Origin of the sequence: Exiguobacterium sp. UBA5002 (genome assembly GCF_002396765.1) — a bacterium.
In the GTDB taxonomy this organism is placed as follows: Bacteria; Bacillota; Bacilli; order Exiguobacteriales; family Exiguobacteriaceae; genus Exiguobacterium_A.
In genome coordinates, this window is the sequence record NZ_DGYQ01000026.1 from 1 (window position 1) to 15,895 (window position 15,895).

Annotated in this window: 17 protein-coding genes; all 17 read right to left on the reverse strand. The window is 47.5% G+C overall.

The annotated features are described in order from the left end of the window. Positions 1-270: 270 nt before the first annotated feature. A complete protein-coding gene (codY, locus tag B4C70_RS07190; protein WP_023468725.1) occupies positions 271-1,050 on the reverse strand; it encodes a GTP-sensing pleiotropic transcriptional regulator CodY in 780 nt (259 codons plus the stop codon). A 16-nt stretch (positions 1,051-1,066) separates the two neighbouring features. Further along, the gene (hslU, locus tag B4C70_RS07195; RefSeq protein ID WP_023468726.1) at positions 1,067-2,440 is read right to left on the reverse strand and encodes an ATP-dependent protease ATPase subunit HslU; all 1,374 of its coding nucleotides are present in this window, start codon (positions 2,438-2,440) and stop codon (positions 1,067-1,069) included. Beyond that, positions 2,433-2,984, reverse strand: a complete 552-nt coding sequence (hslV, locus tag B4C70_RS07200; protein WP_023468727.1) for an ATP-dependent protease subunit HslV — start codon at positions 2,982-2,984, stop codon at positions 2,433-2,435. Before hslV ends, hslU begins: the two co-directional genes overlap by 8 nt. Before the next feature lie 14 nt (positions 2,985-2,998). After that, positions 2,999-3,904 (reverse strand): tyrosine recombinase XerC, encoded by a 906-nt coding sequence (locus B4C70_RS07205; protein WP_231496840.1) that lies wholly within the window; start codon positions 3,902-3,904, stop codon positions 2,999-3,001. Positions 3,905-4,049: 145 nt separating this feature from the next. Continuing rightward, complete coding sequence (gene trmFO, locus B4C70_RS07210) at positions 4,050-5,354, reverse strand: FADH(2)-oxidizing methylenetetrahydrofolate--tRNA-(uracil(54)-C(5))-methyltransferase TrmFO (protein WP_023468729.1); 1,305 nt, start codon at positions 5,352-5,354, stop codon at positions 4,050-4,052. Positions 5,355-5,357: 3 nt separating this feature from the next. Further along, positions 5,358-7,454, reverse strand: a complete 2,097-nt coding sequence (gene topA / locus B4C70_RS07215) for a type I DNA topoisomerase (protein ID WP_290778027.1) — start codon at positions 7,452-7,454, stop codon at positions 5,358-5,360. 47 nt (positions 7,455-7,501) lie between these two features. Next, the gene (gene dprA, locus B4C70_RS07220; protein WP_290778030.1) at positions 7,502-8,329 is read right to left on the reverse strand and encodes a DNA-processing protein DprA; all 828 of its coding nucleotides are present in this window, start codon (positions 8,327-8,329) and stop codon (positions 7,502-7,504) included. An 83-nt stretch (positions 8,330-8,412) separates the two neighbouring features. Beyond that, positions 8,413-9,330 carry a succinate--CoA ligase subunit alpha gene (sucD, locus tag B4C70_RS07225; protein ID WP_023468731.1) on the reverse strand — a complete coding sequence of 306 codons (918 nt, stop codon included), beginning with the start codon at positions 9,328-9,330 and terminating at the stop codon, positions 8,413-8,415. A 13-nt stretch (positions 9,331-9,343) separates the two neighbouring features. Further along, positions 9,344-10,504, reverse strand: coding sequence for an ADP-forming succinate--CoA ligase subunit beta (gene sucC, locus B4C70_RS07230; protein WP_290778033.1), 1,161 nt, complete (start codon positions 10,502-10,504; stop codon positions 9,344-9,346). Between the two features lie 87 nt (positions 10,505-10,591). Further along, positions 10,592-10,852, reverse strand: coding sequence for an EscU/YscU/HrcU family type III secretion system export apparatus switch protein (locus tag B4C70_RS07235; protein ID WP_214723618.1), 261 nt, complete (start codon positions 10,850-10,852; stop codon positions 10,592-10,594). Further along, positions 10,849-11,715: a flagellar hook-length control protein FliK gene (locus B4C70_RS07240; protein ID WP_290778036.1), complete on the reverse strand. Its 867-nt coding sequence runs from the start codon at positions 11,713-11,715 to the stop codon at positions 10,849-10,851. Before B4C70_RS07240 ends, B4C70_RS07235 begins: the two co-directional genes overlap by 4 nt. Positions 11,716-11,727: 12 nt before the next feature. Further along, positions 11,728-12,480, reverse strand: coding sequence for a ribonuclease HII (locus B4C70_RS07245; protein ID WP_290778039.1), 753 nt, complete (start codon positions 12,478-12,480; stop codon positions 11,728-11,730). A 51-nt stretch (positions 12,481-12,531) separates the two neighbouring features. After that, positions 12,532-13,395 carry a ribosome biogenesis GTPase YlqF gene (gene ylqF, locus B4C70_RS07250; RefSeq protein ID WP_035396901.1) on the reverse strand — a complete coding sequence of 288 codons (864 nt, stop codon included), beginning with the start codon at positions 13,393-13,395 and terminating at the stop codon, positions 12,532-12,534. Between the two features lie 147 nt (positions 13,396-13,542). Further along, positions 13,543-14,082 carry a signal peptidase I gene (lepB, locus tag B4C70_RS07255; protein WP_034786034.1) on the reverse strand — a complete coding sequence of 180 codons (540 nt, stop codon included), beginning with the start codon at positions 14,080-14,082 and terminating at the stop codon, positions 13,543-13,545. Between the two features lie 104 nt (positions 14,083-14,186). Further along, positions 14,187-14,540, reverse strand: a complete 354-nt coding sequence (gene rplS / locus B4C70_RS07260) for a 50S ribosomal protein L19 (protein ID WP_023468738.1) — start codon at positions 14,538-14,540, stop codon at positions 14,187-14,189. Positions 14,541-14,652: 112 nt separating this feature from the next. Further along, positions 14,653-15,381, reverse strand: a complete 729-nt coding sequence (trmD, locus tag B4C70_RS07265) for a tRNA (guanosine(37)-N1)-methyltransferase TrmD (protein ID WP_290778044.1) — start codon at positions 15,379-15,381, stop codon at positions 14,653-14,655. After that, positions 15,378-15,887, reverse strand: coding sequence for a ribosome maturation factor RimM (rimM, locus tag B4C70_RS07270; protein ID WP_023468740.1), 510 nt, complete (start codon positions 15,885-15,887; stop codon positions 15,378-15,380). Before rimM ends, trmD begins: the two co-directional genes overlap by 4 nt. Positions 15,888-15,895 lie beyond the last annotated feature (8 nt).

Here is a 15,895-nt window from a genome sequence, read left to right on the forward strand (position 1 = left end):
CTTAATATTACAATTCGTCATAAATATAAAAATAGTTCCTTCTCTTTTAACTTTTTTATCCACCCCTTTTCTTGGTATTTTTCATTGATACTCTACGATAACCATTTAAACAAGAGTTGATCTGCATTGCTTCTTCTATCACCTGATGGATGTTTGTAAGAAATCGTCTTTAACAAAAAAAGCGATTCTTCTCACATTGAAGAAGAATCGCTTATCTAATACAGACGTTAAAAACGATTAACGAAAAATACGCTGTATCTCATTATTTTTTTAGTTCGATTTAATACGCTCTAACTCATAAAGGAAATTGTCGTTCAAAATTTTAATGTACGTTCCTTTCATTCCAAGTGAACGCGACTCGATGACGCCTGCACTTTCAAGTTTACGCAGTGCGTTGACAATGACAGAACGCGTGATACCGACGCGATCGGCAATTTTTGAAGCGACGAGTAGTCCTTCATTTCCTTCCAGCTCTTCGAAGATATGTTCAATCGCTTCAAGTTCTGAATAGGACAACGAATTGATTGCCATCTGAACGACCGCTTTCTTCCGTGCTTTATCTTCCGCCTCATGTGCCTTCTCACGAAGGATCTCCATCCCGACGACTGTCGCACCATACTCTGCAAGCACGAGGTCTTCTTCATTGAAGTCTTCCACCATACGACCGAGGACCAGCGTACCAAGGCGTTCGCCACCACCGATGATCGGTACGATCGTCGTTTTCGACGTTTCGAACGTATCACGGTTGTCGACTGGGAATGCCGTATGTTCACTATCGATGGCAATGTTTGCTGTCGTTTCCGTGACGTTAAATAATTTTTTCGTGTAATCTTCCGGGAATTGACGTTCTTCTAAGAAACCACGGACCCGGTCATTTTCGATTTGTTGCTTGATTGCGATACCTAGTAACTTACCGCGCCGACTTACGATGAATGTGTTCGATTCCATGACTTCGCTGAGTCGATCAGCCATGACCTTGAAATCAACATGTGTGCTCGCTTCTTGTTGTAACATCGTATTCAGCTTCCGCGTTTTCGCCAATAAATTCATTTTTTCTTCCTCCACTTTATAAGATGAACTGACTTAAGTCTCGATCATCTGCTACTTTTCCAACTCGTTCCGTCACGTATTGTGGCGTGATCGTCACATCCGTCTCCGGCATGTCTGCTGCTTCGAAGGATAATTCTTCAAGGACGCGCTCCATGATCGTATACAAGCGTCGTGCTCCAATATTATCCGTCTCATCGTTTACCTGTGCAGCAATCCGTGCGATTTCACGAATGGCTTCTTCTGTAAAGGTGACATGAACGTGCTCTGCCCCTAATAATGCTTTATATTGTTTGAGTAATGCTTGATTCGGTTCAGTTAAAATCTTAACAAAGTCATCTTCTGTCAAACTATCGAGTTCGACACGGATCGGAAAACGACCTTGGAGTTCAGGAATCAGATCAGATGGTTTCGCCATATGGAAGGCACCCGCAGCGATGAACAAGATGTGATCCGTCTTGACTGGACCATATTTCGTGACAATCGTCGATCCTTCAACGATCGGTAAGATGTCTCGTTGAACACCCTCGCGTGAAACACCAGCTGAATCATGTCCTTTTGTCGCGATCTTATCGATCTCATCGACGAAGATGATGCCCATCTGTTCTGCGCGACGGACCGCTTCGTCATGGACTTCGTTCAAGTCAAGCAACCGTTCCGCTTCTTCTGCCGTCAGGATTGGTCGTGCTTCCTTGACTGTGAGCTGACGCTTTTTCGTTTTCTTTGGCATGACTTGTCCGAGCATATCCTGAAGATTCGCGAGCCCCTCCATGCCTTGTTGCCCAGAGAATAAATCCACTTGGCGTTCTTCGACATCGACCTCGATCATGCGATCCTCGAGCTGCCCCGTCAGCAATTGCTGACGAAGTAACGAGCGGTCGGCTGTCGCTTCCGATGTATCCGGCTCTTGTTGCTTCTGATTCCCGCCGAACAACATCTCAAAAGGATTCGTTCCACCACCGAGACCAGATGACGCTTTTTTACCAGATAACGCATCAACGATTCGTTCGTTCGCCACTGCTTCCGCACGATCTTTGAGCGCTTCCTTTTTCTCATCTTTGACAAGACGTAGAGACGCTTCCACAAGATCTCGCACCATGGACTCCACATCACGACCGACGTAACCAACTTCCGTGAACTTCGTCGCTTCTATTTTGACGAACGGCGCACGGACGAGTTTCGCGAGGCGTCGCGCAATCTCTGTTTTCCCGACCCCGGTCGGTCCGATCATCAGGATGTTTTTCGGTGTGACCTCATCCCGCATCGATGCATCGAGTAATTGTCGACGGTACCGATTACGTAAAGCAATCGCCACCGCACGTTTAGCATCCGCTTGTCCGATGACATGTTCATTTAACTTCTCGACGATTTGTCTTGGCGTCAATTCATGCATGGTCATTGCCTCCGATCGTTTCTAGGATGATTTGATCGTTCGTAAAGACACAGAGTTCACCAGCCGTCTCAAGCGCCGCACGAGCGATCTCCTCTGCTGTGAGATGACTTGCATGTCGAGCTAACGCGCGACCTGCTGCAAGCGCATAATTACCACCTGAACCGATTGCGAGAATGCCGTCATCCGGTTCGATGACTTCCCCATTTCCGGATACAAGTAAGAGATGTGTTCCGTCCATGACGAGTAAGAGTGCTTCTAGTTGACGCAACATCTTATCACCTCGCCATTCCTTCGCCAGCTCAACTGCTGCCCGTTGTAAGTTCCCGTTATACATTTCAAGCTTCGCTTCGAATTTTTCAAAGAGTGTGAACGCGTCCGCGACACTTCCAGCAAATCCGGCAATGACTTTGCCACCGTAGAGGCGCCGTACTTTTTTCGCACTTTTCTTCATGATGACTTGGTTTCCGAAAGTCACCTGTCCGTCTCCGCTCATCGCGGATTGTCCGTTATGTTGAATCGCAAAAATCGTCGTTGCATGAAACATCAATGTTTCCTCCCTTAGGCACGAGGATGTGCTTGTTGATAAACATGTCGTAATCGTTCCGTCGTTACGTGTGTATACTGACCGGTCGTCGACAGCGATGCGTGTCCAAGTAACTCCTGGACCGCTCGCAAATCGGCGCCTCTTTCCAGTAAATCTGTCGCGAAACTATGACGAAGCGCATGTGGTGTCACATGTTTCCCAACGAGTTGTTCCCCTTTTTTCATGATTTTCCGAATCGCATCCGTCGTCAATCGACGCCCTGAATGAGACAAGAACAATGCTTGCTCATGACCTGCGACTGGATCTCGTGATGGTAAGTACAGTTCTAATGCATCTTTAGCAAAGGTTCCGATTGGTGCGATGCGTTCCTTCCCACCTTTTCCATACACATGGACGTAGGAGTGATCAGTCGCGAGATCACGAAGATCCAGTTGAACGACCTCGCTGACCCGCATACCCGTCGCATATAAAAGTTCTACTAACGCCACATTCCGGTTGCCAAGCGTATCACTCGATCGAAAGGCATCGAGGAAACGTTCATATTCCGTTGGGACGAGGAATGTCGGAAGTCCTTGTTGTCGTTTTGGTGCTTTTAATCCATCGAATGGATTAGGCTCATCGGTGTCACGTGTCAAAAAACGACCAAATTGTTTGAGGCAGGAAACTTTTTGTGCAATCGTTGCCCGCGCTAGCTCCTGATCGTAAAGAGCATACAAATAACGCCGTGCACTTGCCAATTCAATCGATCGTAACTGATGATCGCGGCAAAAAGCGGCGTATTGTCGAAGTGTTTGATCATAAGAGCGACCTGTATTCGGAGATAATTGACGTTCAATATGAACATACCGCATAAAATCTTCTAGCAGTCGCTCAAAAGCAGTGTCTATCCCCATGAATGCGCCCCCTTCTGACCATTTCATTCTCGAATCGCCCTTAGCATAGCACAGACCAAGTAGTCTGACAATAGACCAAAAACCGAAAAATTAACGAAATTATCACGCTTTTATGACAAATTAAGAAATGGGGAGAAAGAGCGCTAAATCACGCCTTTCTCCCCATCAAAAATCACATATCCGTGAAATCTTTGATCGCTTCAAGTGCTCGCTCTGCGTAGAGCGCATACTTCTCAGGTTTTTTCATCCGAACCGGATGACCGACGAGTGCTGGTACCAATCCGAAGTTGGCATTCATTGGCTGGAAGTTCTTCCCTTCCGTCGTCGTGATATAGTGCGACATCGCACCCATCATCGTTTCCTGCGGGAACGTAACCGGTTCCGCCTCATTGACGAGACGTGCCGCATTGATTCCTGCCGTCAAACCGGACGCTGCTGACTCGACGTACCCTTCGACACCTGTCATTTGACCAGCAAAGAACAAGTCGTCACGTGTACGTGTCTGATACGTTGGTTTCAACAAATTCGGTGAGTTAACGAACGTGTTACGGTGCATGACACCATAACGGACGATTTCTGCATTCTCAAGACCAGGAATCAAGCGAATGATCCGCTTTTGTTCGCCCCATTTCAAATGTGTCTGGAAGCCGACAAGGTTGAACAATGTTCCAGCTGAGTTATCCTGACGCAATTGAACGACAGCATATGGTCGTTTGCCTGTCTTCGGATCTTCCAGTCCGACTGGCTTCATTGGTCCGAACAAGAGTGTTTTCGGTCCGCGAGAAGCGAGAACTTCAAATGGCATACAGCCCTCGAAATAAATCTCTTTTTCAAATTCCTTCAGTGGGACGACTTCCGCATTGATCAGCTCATCATAGAAGAGCTGGAATTCTTCTTCCGTCATTGGACAATTCAAGTAGGCAGCTTCGCCTTTATCATATCGTGATTTCAGGTAAACCTTCTCACGATCGATCGTGTCTCCATCGAGAATCGGTGCCGCTGCATCGAAGAAGTATAGGTAATCTTCACCTGTGAATTGTTTAAGTGATTCCGATAATGCCGCACTCGTCAACGGACCCGTCGCAACGATCGTCGGACCATCTGGAATCGCTTCGATTTCTTCATGATGGACTGTAACGTTCGGGTGGTTTTTCAACGTTTCCGTCACATATCCTGCGAAGTCATGCCGATCGACAGCAAGTGCTCCACCTGCTGGAACGCTCGCTAAGTCTGCTGCTTTCATGATCAAGGAATCGAGCTGACGCATCTCTTCCTTTAAGACACCAACTGCGTTCGTTAACTGGTTCGCTCGAAGTGAGTTCGAACAGACGAGTTCAGCGAATTGGTCTGTATGGTGCGCGGGTGTCTGTTTGACAGGCCGCATTTCATATAAATCTACTTGTACGCCGCGTTTTGCAAGTTGCCATGCTGCTTCAGAACCTGCAAGTCCCGCGCCGATTACCGTTACACGTTTCAACGGTTATTCCTCCTCTTGCTCCTGATCGATGCGTGTTTCATGATGTCCACAAGATGTACATTCTACTTTCACACCGTTCTTGATTTTCTTTTGTACCATCATACTACTACATACCGGACATGGTTCTTCGACCGGTTTATCCCATGAGACGAACTCACACTCCGGATAGTTCGAACAACCGTAGAACAAACGTCCTTTTTTACTACGACGTTCGACGATGTCGCCCGTTCTACATGTCGGACACTTCACACCGATCTCGACTTGGATCGGTTTAGTGTTACGACACTCTGGGAAGTTCGAGCACGCCATGAACTTGCCATAACGACCCATCTTGATGACCATCGGATGACCACAGACTTCACAATCTTCTCCAGCCGGTTCATCTTTGATTTCAATCTTCTCGATTTCTGCTTCTGCTCGTGTCAGACGCTTTGCAAAGGACTTATAGATTGGATCGACGACTTCCGTCCACTGCATGTCACCTTTTTCGATCGCATCGAGTAAAGCTTCCATGTCTGCCGTGAACTGGACAGTGATGAACTCTTGGAAATAGTCGCTGATCATATCGATGACGAGTTCACCGAGTTCCGTTGGTAAGAATTTCTTCTCTTCAAGCGTCACGTAACCCCGTTTTTGAATCGTATCGAGCGTCGGCGCATACGTCGACGGACGACCGATACCGAGCTCTTCCATCGCCCGGACGAGACGTGCTTCCGTATAACGCGGCGGTGGTTGTGTAAAGTGTTGTTTCGGTTCGATTGCTGATTTTTTCAACTCTTCCCCTTCATCGAGTGGAGGAAGTAGTCCTTCCTTGACGTCTGAAACCGCCTCATCGTCCGTATCTTCGATGTAGACCTTCATGAAGCCCGGGAATTTAACGGTCGACCCGTTCGCACGGAACATGACGTCGTTCGAGACGAGATCGATCTTGACAGTATCGAGAATCGCTGGCGCCATCTGACTTGCGACGAACCGTTCCCAAATTAGTTTATATAAGCGGAACTGATCACGCGATAAATACGATTTGACGAGTTGTGGCTCGCGCATCGTCGAAGTCGGACGAACCGCTTCGTGTGCATCTTGTGAGTTCGCTGATTTCTTTTCTTTACGTTTCTCGCTTGCGATGTATTCTTTTCCGTACGCCTGCTCAATGAACCCGTGTGCTTCGAGGTTCGCCGAATCTGACGTCCGTGTCGAATCGGTACGCATATACGTGATCAAACCGACTGTACCTTCTTTTCCAATTTCGATTCCTTCGTATAGCTGTTGTGCGATCATCATCGTCTTCTTCGCTCGGAAGTTCAGCTTACGTGCTGCTTCCTGTTGCAAAGAACTCGTCGTAAACGGTAACGCCGGATTCCGTTTCCGCTCTTTTTTCGTGACGGAATCAACTGTAAAGTCTTCTGAGAGTTGATTCAAGATTTGATCGACTTCTTCTTGCGAATGAAGTTCACGCTTCTTGCCATCGACTCCGTAGAAGTTCGCTTCGAGCTTTTCACCGTTTGCATCGAGTTCGAGTTTGATCGTCCAGTATTCTTCAGGCATGAACGCATTGATTTCTTGTTCACGATCGATGATCATCTTGACGGCAACGGATTGAACGCGTCCCGCAGATAACCCTTTTTTAATCTTCTTCCATAATAACGGACTCATGCTGTAACCAACAAGGCGGTCCAAGATACGACGGGCTTGCTGCGCATCGACAAGATCATAGTTGAGCTTGCGTGGTCGCTTGAACGAATCCTTGATGGCATCTTTCGTGATTTCATTGAAGACGACGCGGCACTCCGTTGATTCATCAACGCCTAATGCTTTAGCTAAATGCCATGCGATCGCTTCCCCTTCACGGTCGGGGTCGGCTGCGAGATAGATTTTTTGTGCTTTTTTCGCAGCTGTCTTGAGTTCTTTTAAGACCGGACCTTTACCACGGATCGTGATATATTTCGGTTCATAGTCATGTTCGACGTCGACTCCCATTTGGCTTTTCGGCAAGTCAATGACGTGCCCCATCGACGCTTTCACGGTATAGTTGGATCCGAGATAACGTTTAATGGTTTTTGCCTTAGCGGGTGACTCGACGATTACTAGATATTTTGCCATTGCAATCGCTCCCTATTAGAGGCGTACTCGTATTTTAATCTCACTTATCATAGTAGTCTCGATTCCCATTTGTCAACGTTCAGCCGAATACTTTTTGAAACTTCTTCCGGATCAAGGAGTGGAATCGCTCCTTCTGCGATCAATTGATTCGTTCCGGTAAAGAACGATTCCGTGGGACAACCCGGCAAACAATAGACATCTTTTCCTTGGTCAAGCGCATGACTGGCAGTATTCATCGTACCGCTTCGTTTCGCCGCTTCGACGATGATCAATGATGAAGATAATCCAGCAATGATCCGGTTCCGTTCTAGAAATTGAAATTTTTGAATAGGAGTTCCGGGTGGATATTCAGAGAGAAGAAGACCGTTCGAGAGGATGCGTTCAAAAAGAGAAGCATGGGAAGTAGGATATAGACGATCAAGTCCTCCTGCGAGAACCGCAATCGTTGTCTGCTGATGTTTTAAGGACAAGCGATGGACGAGGGCATCGATACCATAGGCACCTCCGGAAACGGTGGCGAGATCTGGATGAAAGAAGGGTTGCAAGAAACGCATGCGGGAAAGATGGTGCGGTGAGGGGGTTCGACTACCGATGATACTGACGCGTGGAAGTGTTAGGCAGGACGGATCACCGCGGTAAAAGAGGGCATAGACCGGTTGAGGGATCGTCAGTAACACAGTCGGAAACAGTGGATCTCCTTTGACTAGAATCGACTCTTCGATCCAATCAAGCTGTAATGCTTGTTCATACCGTTTTCGAAGACGCGTCGAAACGGGTAATTCATGACTTGGAACGATTCCGAATTGCTCAATCAATCGGACGATCGTGTACGGTACCTGACACATGGCGAAGCGGACATACAGTTCACGTTTCATGAGATCAGCGCTCCTTATTTAAGCTTCTTATTTATATAGAAGAAAGCCGTCCTGATTTGATCAGGACAGCTTCTTTTTTTGATTTATTTGACTGTGCTGTTCGTCACGCACTCGTCATAGATCCCTGCTTCTTTGATGACACGGATTAACGTCTCACCAATGACAGCTGGTGTTTCTGCCACTTCGATTCCGTTTGCACGGAGTGTCTTGATTTTTTCAGCAGCTGTTCCTTTACCGCCAGATATGATCGCACCTGCGTGACCCATCCGTTTGCCGGCAGGAGCTGTTTGACCACCGATGAAACCAATGACTGGTTTCGTCATGTTCGCTTTGACCCACTCAGCTGCTTCTTCTTCAGCTGTTCCACCGATTTCCCCTAACATGATAACGGCTTTTGTTTCTGGATCTTCATTGAATGCTTTGAGCGTATCGATGAAGTCCGTTCCATTGACCGGGTCGCCCCCGATACCAACAGCTGTCGATTGACCGATGCCAGCCGTCGTTAATTGATGGACAGCTTCATATGTCAAAGTCCCAGAACGTGAGACGATACCGACATGACCTGGTGTATGGATGTATCCTGGCATGATACCAAGTTTCGCGACACCTGGAGTGATGACGCCCGGGCAGTTCGGTCCGATGAGACGAACTGGTTTTCCTTCGAGGTAACGTTTTACTTTGACCATATCAAGAACTGGAATACCTTCCGTGATACAGATGATCAACGCGATGTTCGCATCTGCTGCTTCCATGATTGCATCCGCTGCGAATGCTGGTGGTACGTAGATGATCGATGCGTTCGCACCCGTTTTTTCGACCGCTTGCGCGACCGTATCAAAGACAGGAACACCACCGAGTACTTCTGTACCGCCTTTTCCTGGTGTAACACCGCCTACGAGGTTTGTGCCGTAGTCGATCATCTGTTCACCATGGAACATCCCTTGGTTACCAGTAATCCCTTGAATAATGACTTTCGTCGATTCGTTCACCCAAATACTCATCTTTAGCTCCCCCTTACTTCACGAGCGCAGCGATTTTTTCTGCGCCGTCTGCCATTGATGTAGCTGCTGTAATCGCTAGACCTGAATCTTTGAGAATTTGTTTCCCTGCATCAACGTTCGTCCCTTCAAGACGAACGACGAGTGGCAATTCGAGACCGACTTCTTTTGTCGCCGCAACGATACCTTCTGCGATAACGTCACATTTCATGATTCCACCGAAGATGTTGACGAAAATCCCTTTGACGTTCTCATCCGATAAGATCAGTTTGAAGGCTTCTGTTACTTTTTCCTTCGTCGCACCACCACCGACATCGAGGAAGTTCGCAGGATCACCACTGAAGTGTTTGATGATATCCATCGTTGCCATGGCAAGACCAGCACCATTGACGAGGCAACCGATGTTTCCATCGAGCGCGATGTAGTTCAAATCACTCTTTGATGCTTCGACTTCGCGTGGATCTTCTTCTGTTTCATCACGTAACGCCACGATGTCCACATGACGATACAATGCATTTGAGTCGAAGTTCAACTTCGCATCCAGTGCGAGGACTTCGCCATCCTTCGTCGTAACGAGTGGGTTGATTTCTGCGATCGAACAATCCTTGTCGACGAAGAAATTGTAGAGTTTCGTGACCATACCGACGAACTTGTTGACGAGCTTCACAGGAACGCCCATTGCGAACGCAAGTTTACGCGCTTGGAATCCTTGAAGACCAACTGCAGGATCGACGACTTCTTTGATGATTTTTTCTGGTGTCGCTTCCGCCACCTCTTCGATGTCCATACCACCTTCACTTGATCCCATGATGACGACACGACCTGTCACACGATCAAGTACGATTCCAAGATAGTATTCTTTGTCAATCGCACACCCTTCTTCGACGAGAAGACGTTGAACGACTTTTCCTTCTGGACCTGTTTGGTGCGTGACGAGCGTTTTGCCGAGTAACTCCGTCGCATATTCCTTCACTTCTTCTTGCGATTTCGCAAGCTTGACGCCACCTGCTTTACCGCGTCCCCCCGCGTGAATTTGAGCTTTGACGACTTTAATCGGGCCTGACAATTGTTCTGATGCATCGACCGCCTCTTCGACGGTGAAGGCTGCGATTCCGTTTGGTACGGGTACACCGTACGAACGAAGTAATTCTTTTGCCTGATACTCATGTACATTCATGAAAAAATCCCCCTTAACCCCTTTAGTTTCGGCTCTTTCATTGTAGTTAAAATTGGAAGCGCTGTCTATCGTTATCGACCGAAAGCTTTATTTTTTCAGAAGTTCATCTTGATCGAGACGATATAAAAAGGCAAATAACTCAGCGATGACACCGTATAATTCTTCCGGAATCTGTTCCGATACTTGAACAGCATCTAGTAACGTCATCAACGTTTCGTCCTGCCGGATCGGAATATCATGTTTTAATGCCTCTTCTAAAATCCGTTCTGCGATGTGTTCCGATCCCTTAGCAACGACTTTTGGGGCATGCATCTGTTCTTCGTATGATAGAGCTATTGCTTTTTTCATATATGAAGATCCACCCTTCCGTTACGCGTTGAGATATCATGCGGTACGCGCTCTTTCGTCTGTTCAACCCAATCGAATCGCGTCAATGCATAGCCTTGTTCCTCAAGACGAGTCTGGATTTGCGGTGTGTAGGCTTGCATGAACGTATTGACGTGCGCATTTGGATGAAAGACGGAAATCGAAACATTTCGGTCTGCGATCAAGACGTCGACAGCGACCTCACCGAGCGTCGGTAATTGAAGATATAAGACGACACGGGCATGATTCGGATCAAACGTCCGTTCGAACGGTGCTTCCATCATGAGATCAACATCTTCGAATGGTCCAAATTGAGGTAATTGAAATAAATAGACTCCTTTCCCTGTTTCGTTCGTTGCTTGGACGAGTTGTTGCGCTAAAATCTGATCACTCGTCTTTCGATCAAGCGTTCGACCTGTCTCGTCACCCTTTGCCAGTTGAACGAGTTCGGTAAGGGCGTGTTTTAACTGCTTCGCTTCTCCTTCCGTCACCAGTTGACCAATTTGCCTTAGGAGTTCCCGTGTTTCCGCAGTCGGTACCGTCTGGCGTTGTAAAAAGGAGTCGAGTAACTGGGGGAGAGCCGACTTTTGCGGAACAGACTCGGTCGAGATGATTTTTAAAACCGGTTGTCCCTCTGCTGAAACGACTTGGAAGCGATACATGTTCCCTTCTTTTAGTTCAGCCGTCGTTCCTGCCGTCAAGACGCGTTGACCGACTTGGAGTTCCATTAATCCGTCGGGCAACAGCTTCAATACTTTACCGACGATGTTTGCGCCTTCCCGTAACGGTAGGTTCGCATGATCGATGATTTTAAATGGAAGTAAGGCACGATGTTCGATTTGCATGCTCGATTCCTCCTAAAGACGTTCTTTGACAGGACGGAATGTTTTCCGGTGAATCGGTGTGACGCCCAGTGTATCGAGCGCTTGTAAATGTATGGGTGTTCCGTAACCTGCGTGTGTTTCAAATCCATATCCCGGATACTCGATTGCGTATTGTTCCATCATCGCATCTCGTGTCTCTTTCGCAACGACACTTGCAGCAGCAATCGAGACACTTCGCGCATCTCCTTTGATAAGAGAGAGTTGTGGTGTATCGTCGTCGAGTGTCATCGCATCGACAAGTAAGGCATCCGGTTGCAATTGGTGTACTGCGTCTTGCATCGCCCGTTTCGATGCTTGATAGATGTTGATTTCGTCGATTTCAGCCGGTTCGATGATGCCGATTGCAATCTCAGCCACTTCTTGCAGATGCTTCAGTGCCGCTTGCCGCTGTACTTTACTCATCTGTTTTGAATCCGTTAGTCCTGGATGATAGAATCCGTCTGGTAAGATGACAGCTGCTGCGACGACCGGACCAGCTAGTGGACCTCGCCCGACTTCGTCCACTCCTGCAATTCGAACGTATCCTTGCTGACGATACTCGTCTTCAAATGCGAGTCGTTCCTTGAAATCGATCCGTTGCTGCTCTTCGTGCGCAAATCGTCGTTCTGTCTGACGAAACAGTGTATGCACCCCTTTTCGCGTATCTGACGCCAGTTCCTGCTTTAACTGAATAAATTCTTCTAGTGTTGCTTTTTGCAATCGTTCTTTTAATTCTGCTATCTTCATACATCCTGCTCCTTTGAAAAAAACTTGGACATCAAAGGATGTCCAAGTCCGTTATGCATGCGTTTCCCACTCTTCGACCGTTTCAAGCGTCACTCGACCTAACTTTTCCGTTCGTAGTTCATGCAGGAGCATTTCGCTCGTCCGCTCGAAATCGACATAGCCACCTGAGACGAAACCACGTTTTTTACCGATTGCTTCGAGTACATCAACCGCTTCTCCCGATACTTCGTCGAGACGATAGCGCTCACGCAATTGCTCCGGATACCGTGTCTTTAGCTCACGAAGGGCAAATAGCGCGATATCGTCGATGTTTAAGATATCATCCTTGATCGCTCCTGTCGCTGCTAACCGATACCCGACGACTTGATCGTCGAACTTCGGCCAGAGGATACCTGGTGTATCGAGTAATTCCATCTCACCTGTCTTCATCTTGATCCACTGCTGGCGTTTCGTCACACCTGGACGGTCACCCGTGATTGCGATATTTCGACCGGCAAGTCGATTGATGAGCGTCGATTTCCCGACGTTCGGAATGCCGATGATCAAGGCACGGATCGCACTCGGGTTCCGACCCTTCTCCCGCATCCGTGCGTGTTTTTCTTTCATTAGTCGTAAAGCGCCCTCATGGATTTGATTCAATCCTTTATTGTGCTTCGCATCAACCGCCACGACATCGACACCATCTGCTCGTAATGCCTGCATCCATTGCTCCGTCACTCGTTTGTCTGCCATATCCGCCTTGTTGAGGACGATCAGTCGCGGTTTACCTGCCGTAATCTGTTCGACCATCGGGTTACGGCTCGACATCGGAAGACGTGCATCGACTAGTTCGATCACCACATCGATCAACTTTAATTTTTCTGTGACTTCCCGACGTGCTTTGGCCATGTGACCGGGGAACCATTGAATCGTCATATCCTTCACCTCTTTCATATATTCCTGGACTTCTTGCTGATCATACGATACATGAAAAAACATCCACTCCCTAGTATACGCAACTTAAGACAAGAAAAGAAGATGAGCTGCTTACTTTTAACGGCAAGCGTCTCATCTTCTTTCGTTTTAATCGACAGAGCGTACATCATTGAATGGATAGAAGACGAAGTTCGTCGTTCCGACGATTTGTTCTTCATCCACGAAACCGATATCACGACTATCTTTTGAATTTTGACGATTGTCTCCCATGACGAATACTTTCCCTTTTGGAACAGTCGTCTCTCCTGTTCGCTCTTCAAGCGTGAAGTCTTCTGTCAATGGCACACCACTCATCTGGGCTTTGTATTCTTTCAGATACGGTTCGGCGACTTTCTTATCGTTGACATACAACGTATCGTCTTTGTAATACATCGTATCTCCCGGAACAGCGATGACCCGTTTGATGTAGTCTCGCGTTTCCGTTGCATGGAAGACAACGATATCGCCTCTTTCTGGTTCATTAAAATAGTACGGGACCTTATTGACGATCATTCGATCCGCATTGTGTAAGGTCGGCATCATCGATTCCCCATCAACGATGACAGGTACGAACAGGAACGTTCGAATGATGAACGCGATGACGAGCGCTACGACGAGCGCCTTTACCCAACTGAATAACTCCTTCACGAATTCCACTCCCTTGATTAACGCAATTTCTTCCTAAGGACTAGTATACGCATAAACTGCAAAAAAAAGAAGCTTGTCCGGAGACAAGCCACTTTTTCACATGATTAACGACGAATTTCTTTAATACGCGCCGCTTTACCACGAAGGTTACGGAGGTAGTAAAGTTTCGCACGACGGACTTTACCGTAGCGAACGACTTCGATTTGTGCAACACGTGGTGAGTGGAGCGGGAAAGCACGCTCAACGCCAACTCCGTAAGAAATTTTACGGACTGTGAATGTTTCACTGATGCCGCCACCGTGACGTTTGATGACTACGCCTTCGAAGAGCTGAATACGCTCACGCGTACCCTCGACGACTTTAACGTGTACACGGACTGTATCCCCAGGACGGAACGCAGGGACGTCTGACTTGATTTGTTCTTGTGTAAGTTCACGGAACAATTGTTGTGTGTTCATGAATGATTTCTCCTTTTTTCACCAATGTTCTTATCTTCATTTGCTTCAAGCATCCGACAGCGGAACATCGTTAATGGGTGGCTTTTGCCACATGTTTTAACTTATCATAGATTCAGTCGTTTGACAATCCTGAAATCGAGTCTAAATAACGTTGATCTTCATCCGTTAACGATGCATCCACTAGAAGATCAGGGCGCCGCTCATATGTCCGCTTCAGCGACTGTTCCCGTCGCCATTTTTCAATCCGAGCATGGTTGCCTGATAACAAGACATCGGGTACTCGATACCCTTTATATTCTGCCGGACGTGTATAGTGCGGGTATTCGAGAAGTCCCGTCGAGAAGGAATCATCTTCGTGACTCGCAGAAGCACCGAGGACGTCCGGTAAGAGGCGGACGACTGCGTCGATCATCGTCATCGCAGCGAGTTCTCCTCCCGTCAAGACGAAGTCTCCGAGCGAGACCTCATCCGTCACCAACTGATCATGGATTCGCTGATCAAATCCCTCATAGTGACCACATAAGAAGACAAGTTCTTCTTCGTTTGCCCATTCTTCCGCCATTCGTTGCGAAAACCGTTTACCGGTCGGTGTCATGACGATGATTCGTCGTTTTCGTTCCGGTAGACTTGCCATCGCATCGAAGACGGGTTGAGGTGTCAACAGCATGCCGGCTCCTCCGCCATACGGATAATCATCGACCTTACCATGTCGATTCGTTGAAAAGTCTCGAAAATTGATTGTTTCGAGTATGATGTGTTGATCGTCTTGCGCTCGCTTGACGATCGAATGATCAAGCGCTGAAAACATCTCTGGAAACAGCGTCAATACACGGATGTTCATTCCTCGATCAGTCCCGGAAGCGGCGTGATCTGAATGCGTTTCTGTTCGACGTCGACGGAAGCGACGACTTGCTCGATATACGGAATCAGGACATCTTTTTTTCCGTCGCGTTTGATCGTCCAGACGTCATTTGCGCCTGTTTCTAGAATGTCGGATACGACTCCGATTTTCGTCTCACCGTCATAAACAGTACAACCGATGATCTCATGATAGTAAAATTCATGCTCGTCTAAGTCCTGTAAGTCTTCTGCATGGACATAGAGTTTCAATCCTTTGTACTTCTCGACGTCATTGATATGATGCATCCCTTTGAACGTCACCATGATGAATTGTTTATGCTTTCGGTAGCCACTGATCGTTACCGGTGTATACGTGCCTTCAGAGCCGAGAAAGACTTCTTTTCCGACCTTAAAGCGTTCTTCCGGAAAATCCGTGCTTGCGAGTAACTTCAATTCCCCTTTTAGACCGTGCGTGTTGGCGATTTTCGCAATTTCCAACCATTCCATTCGTTTCA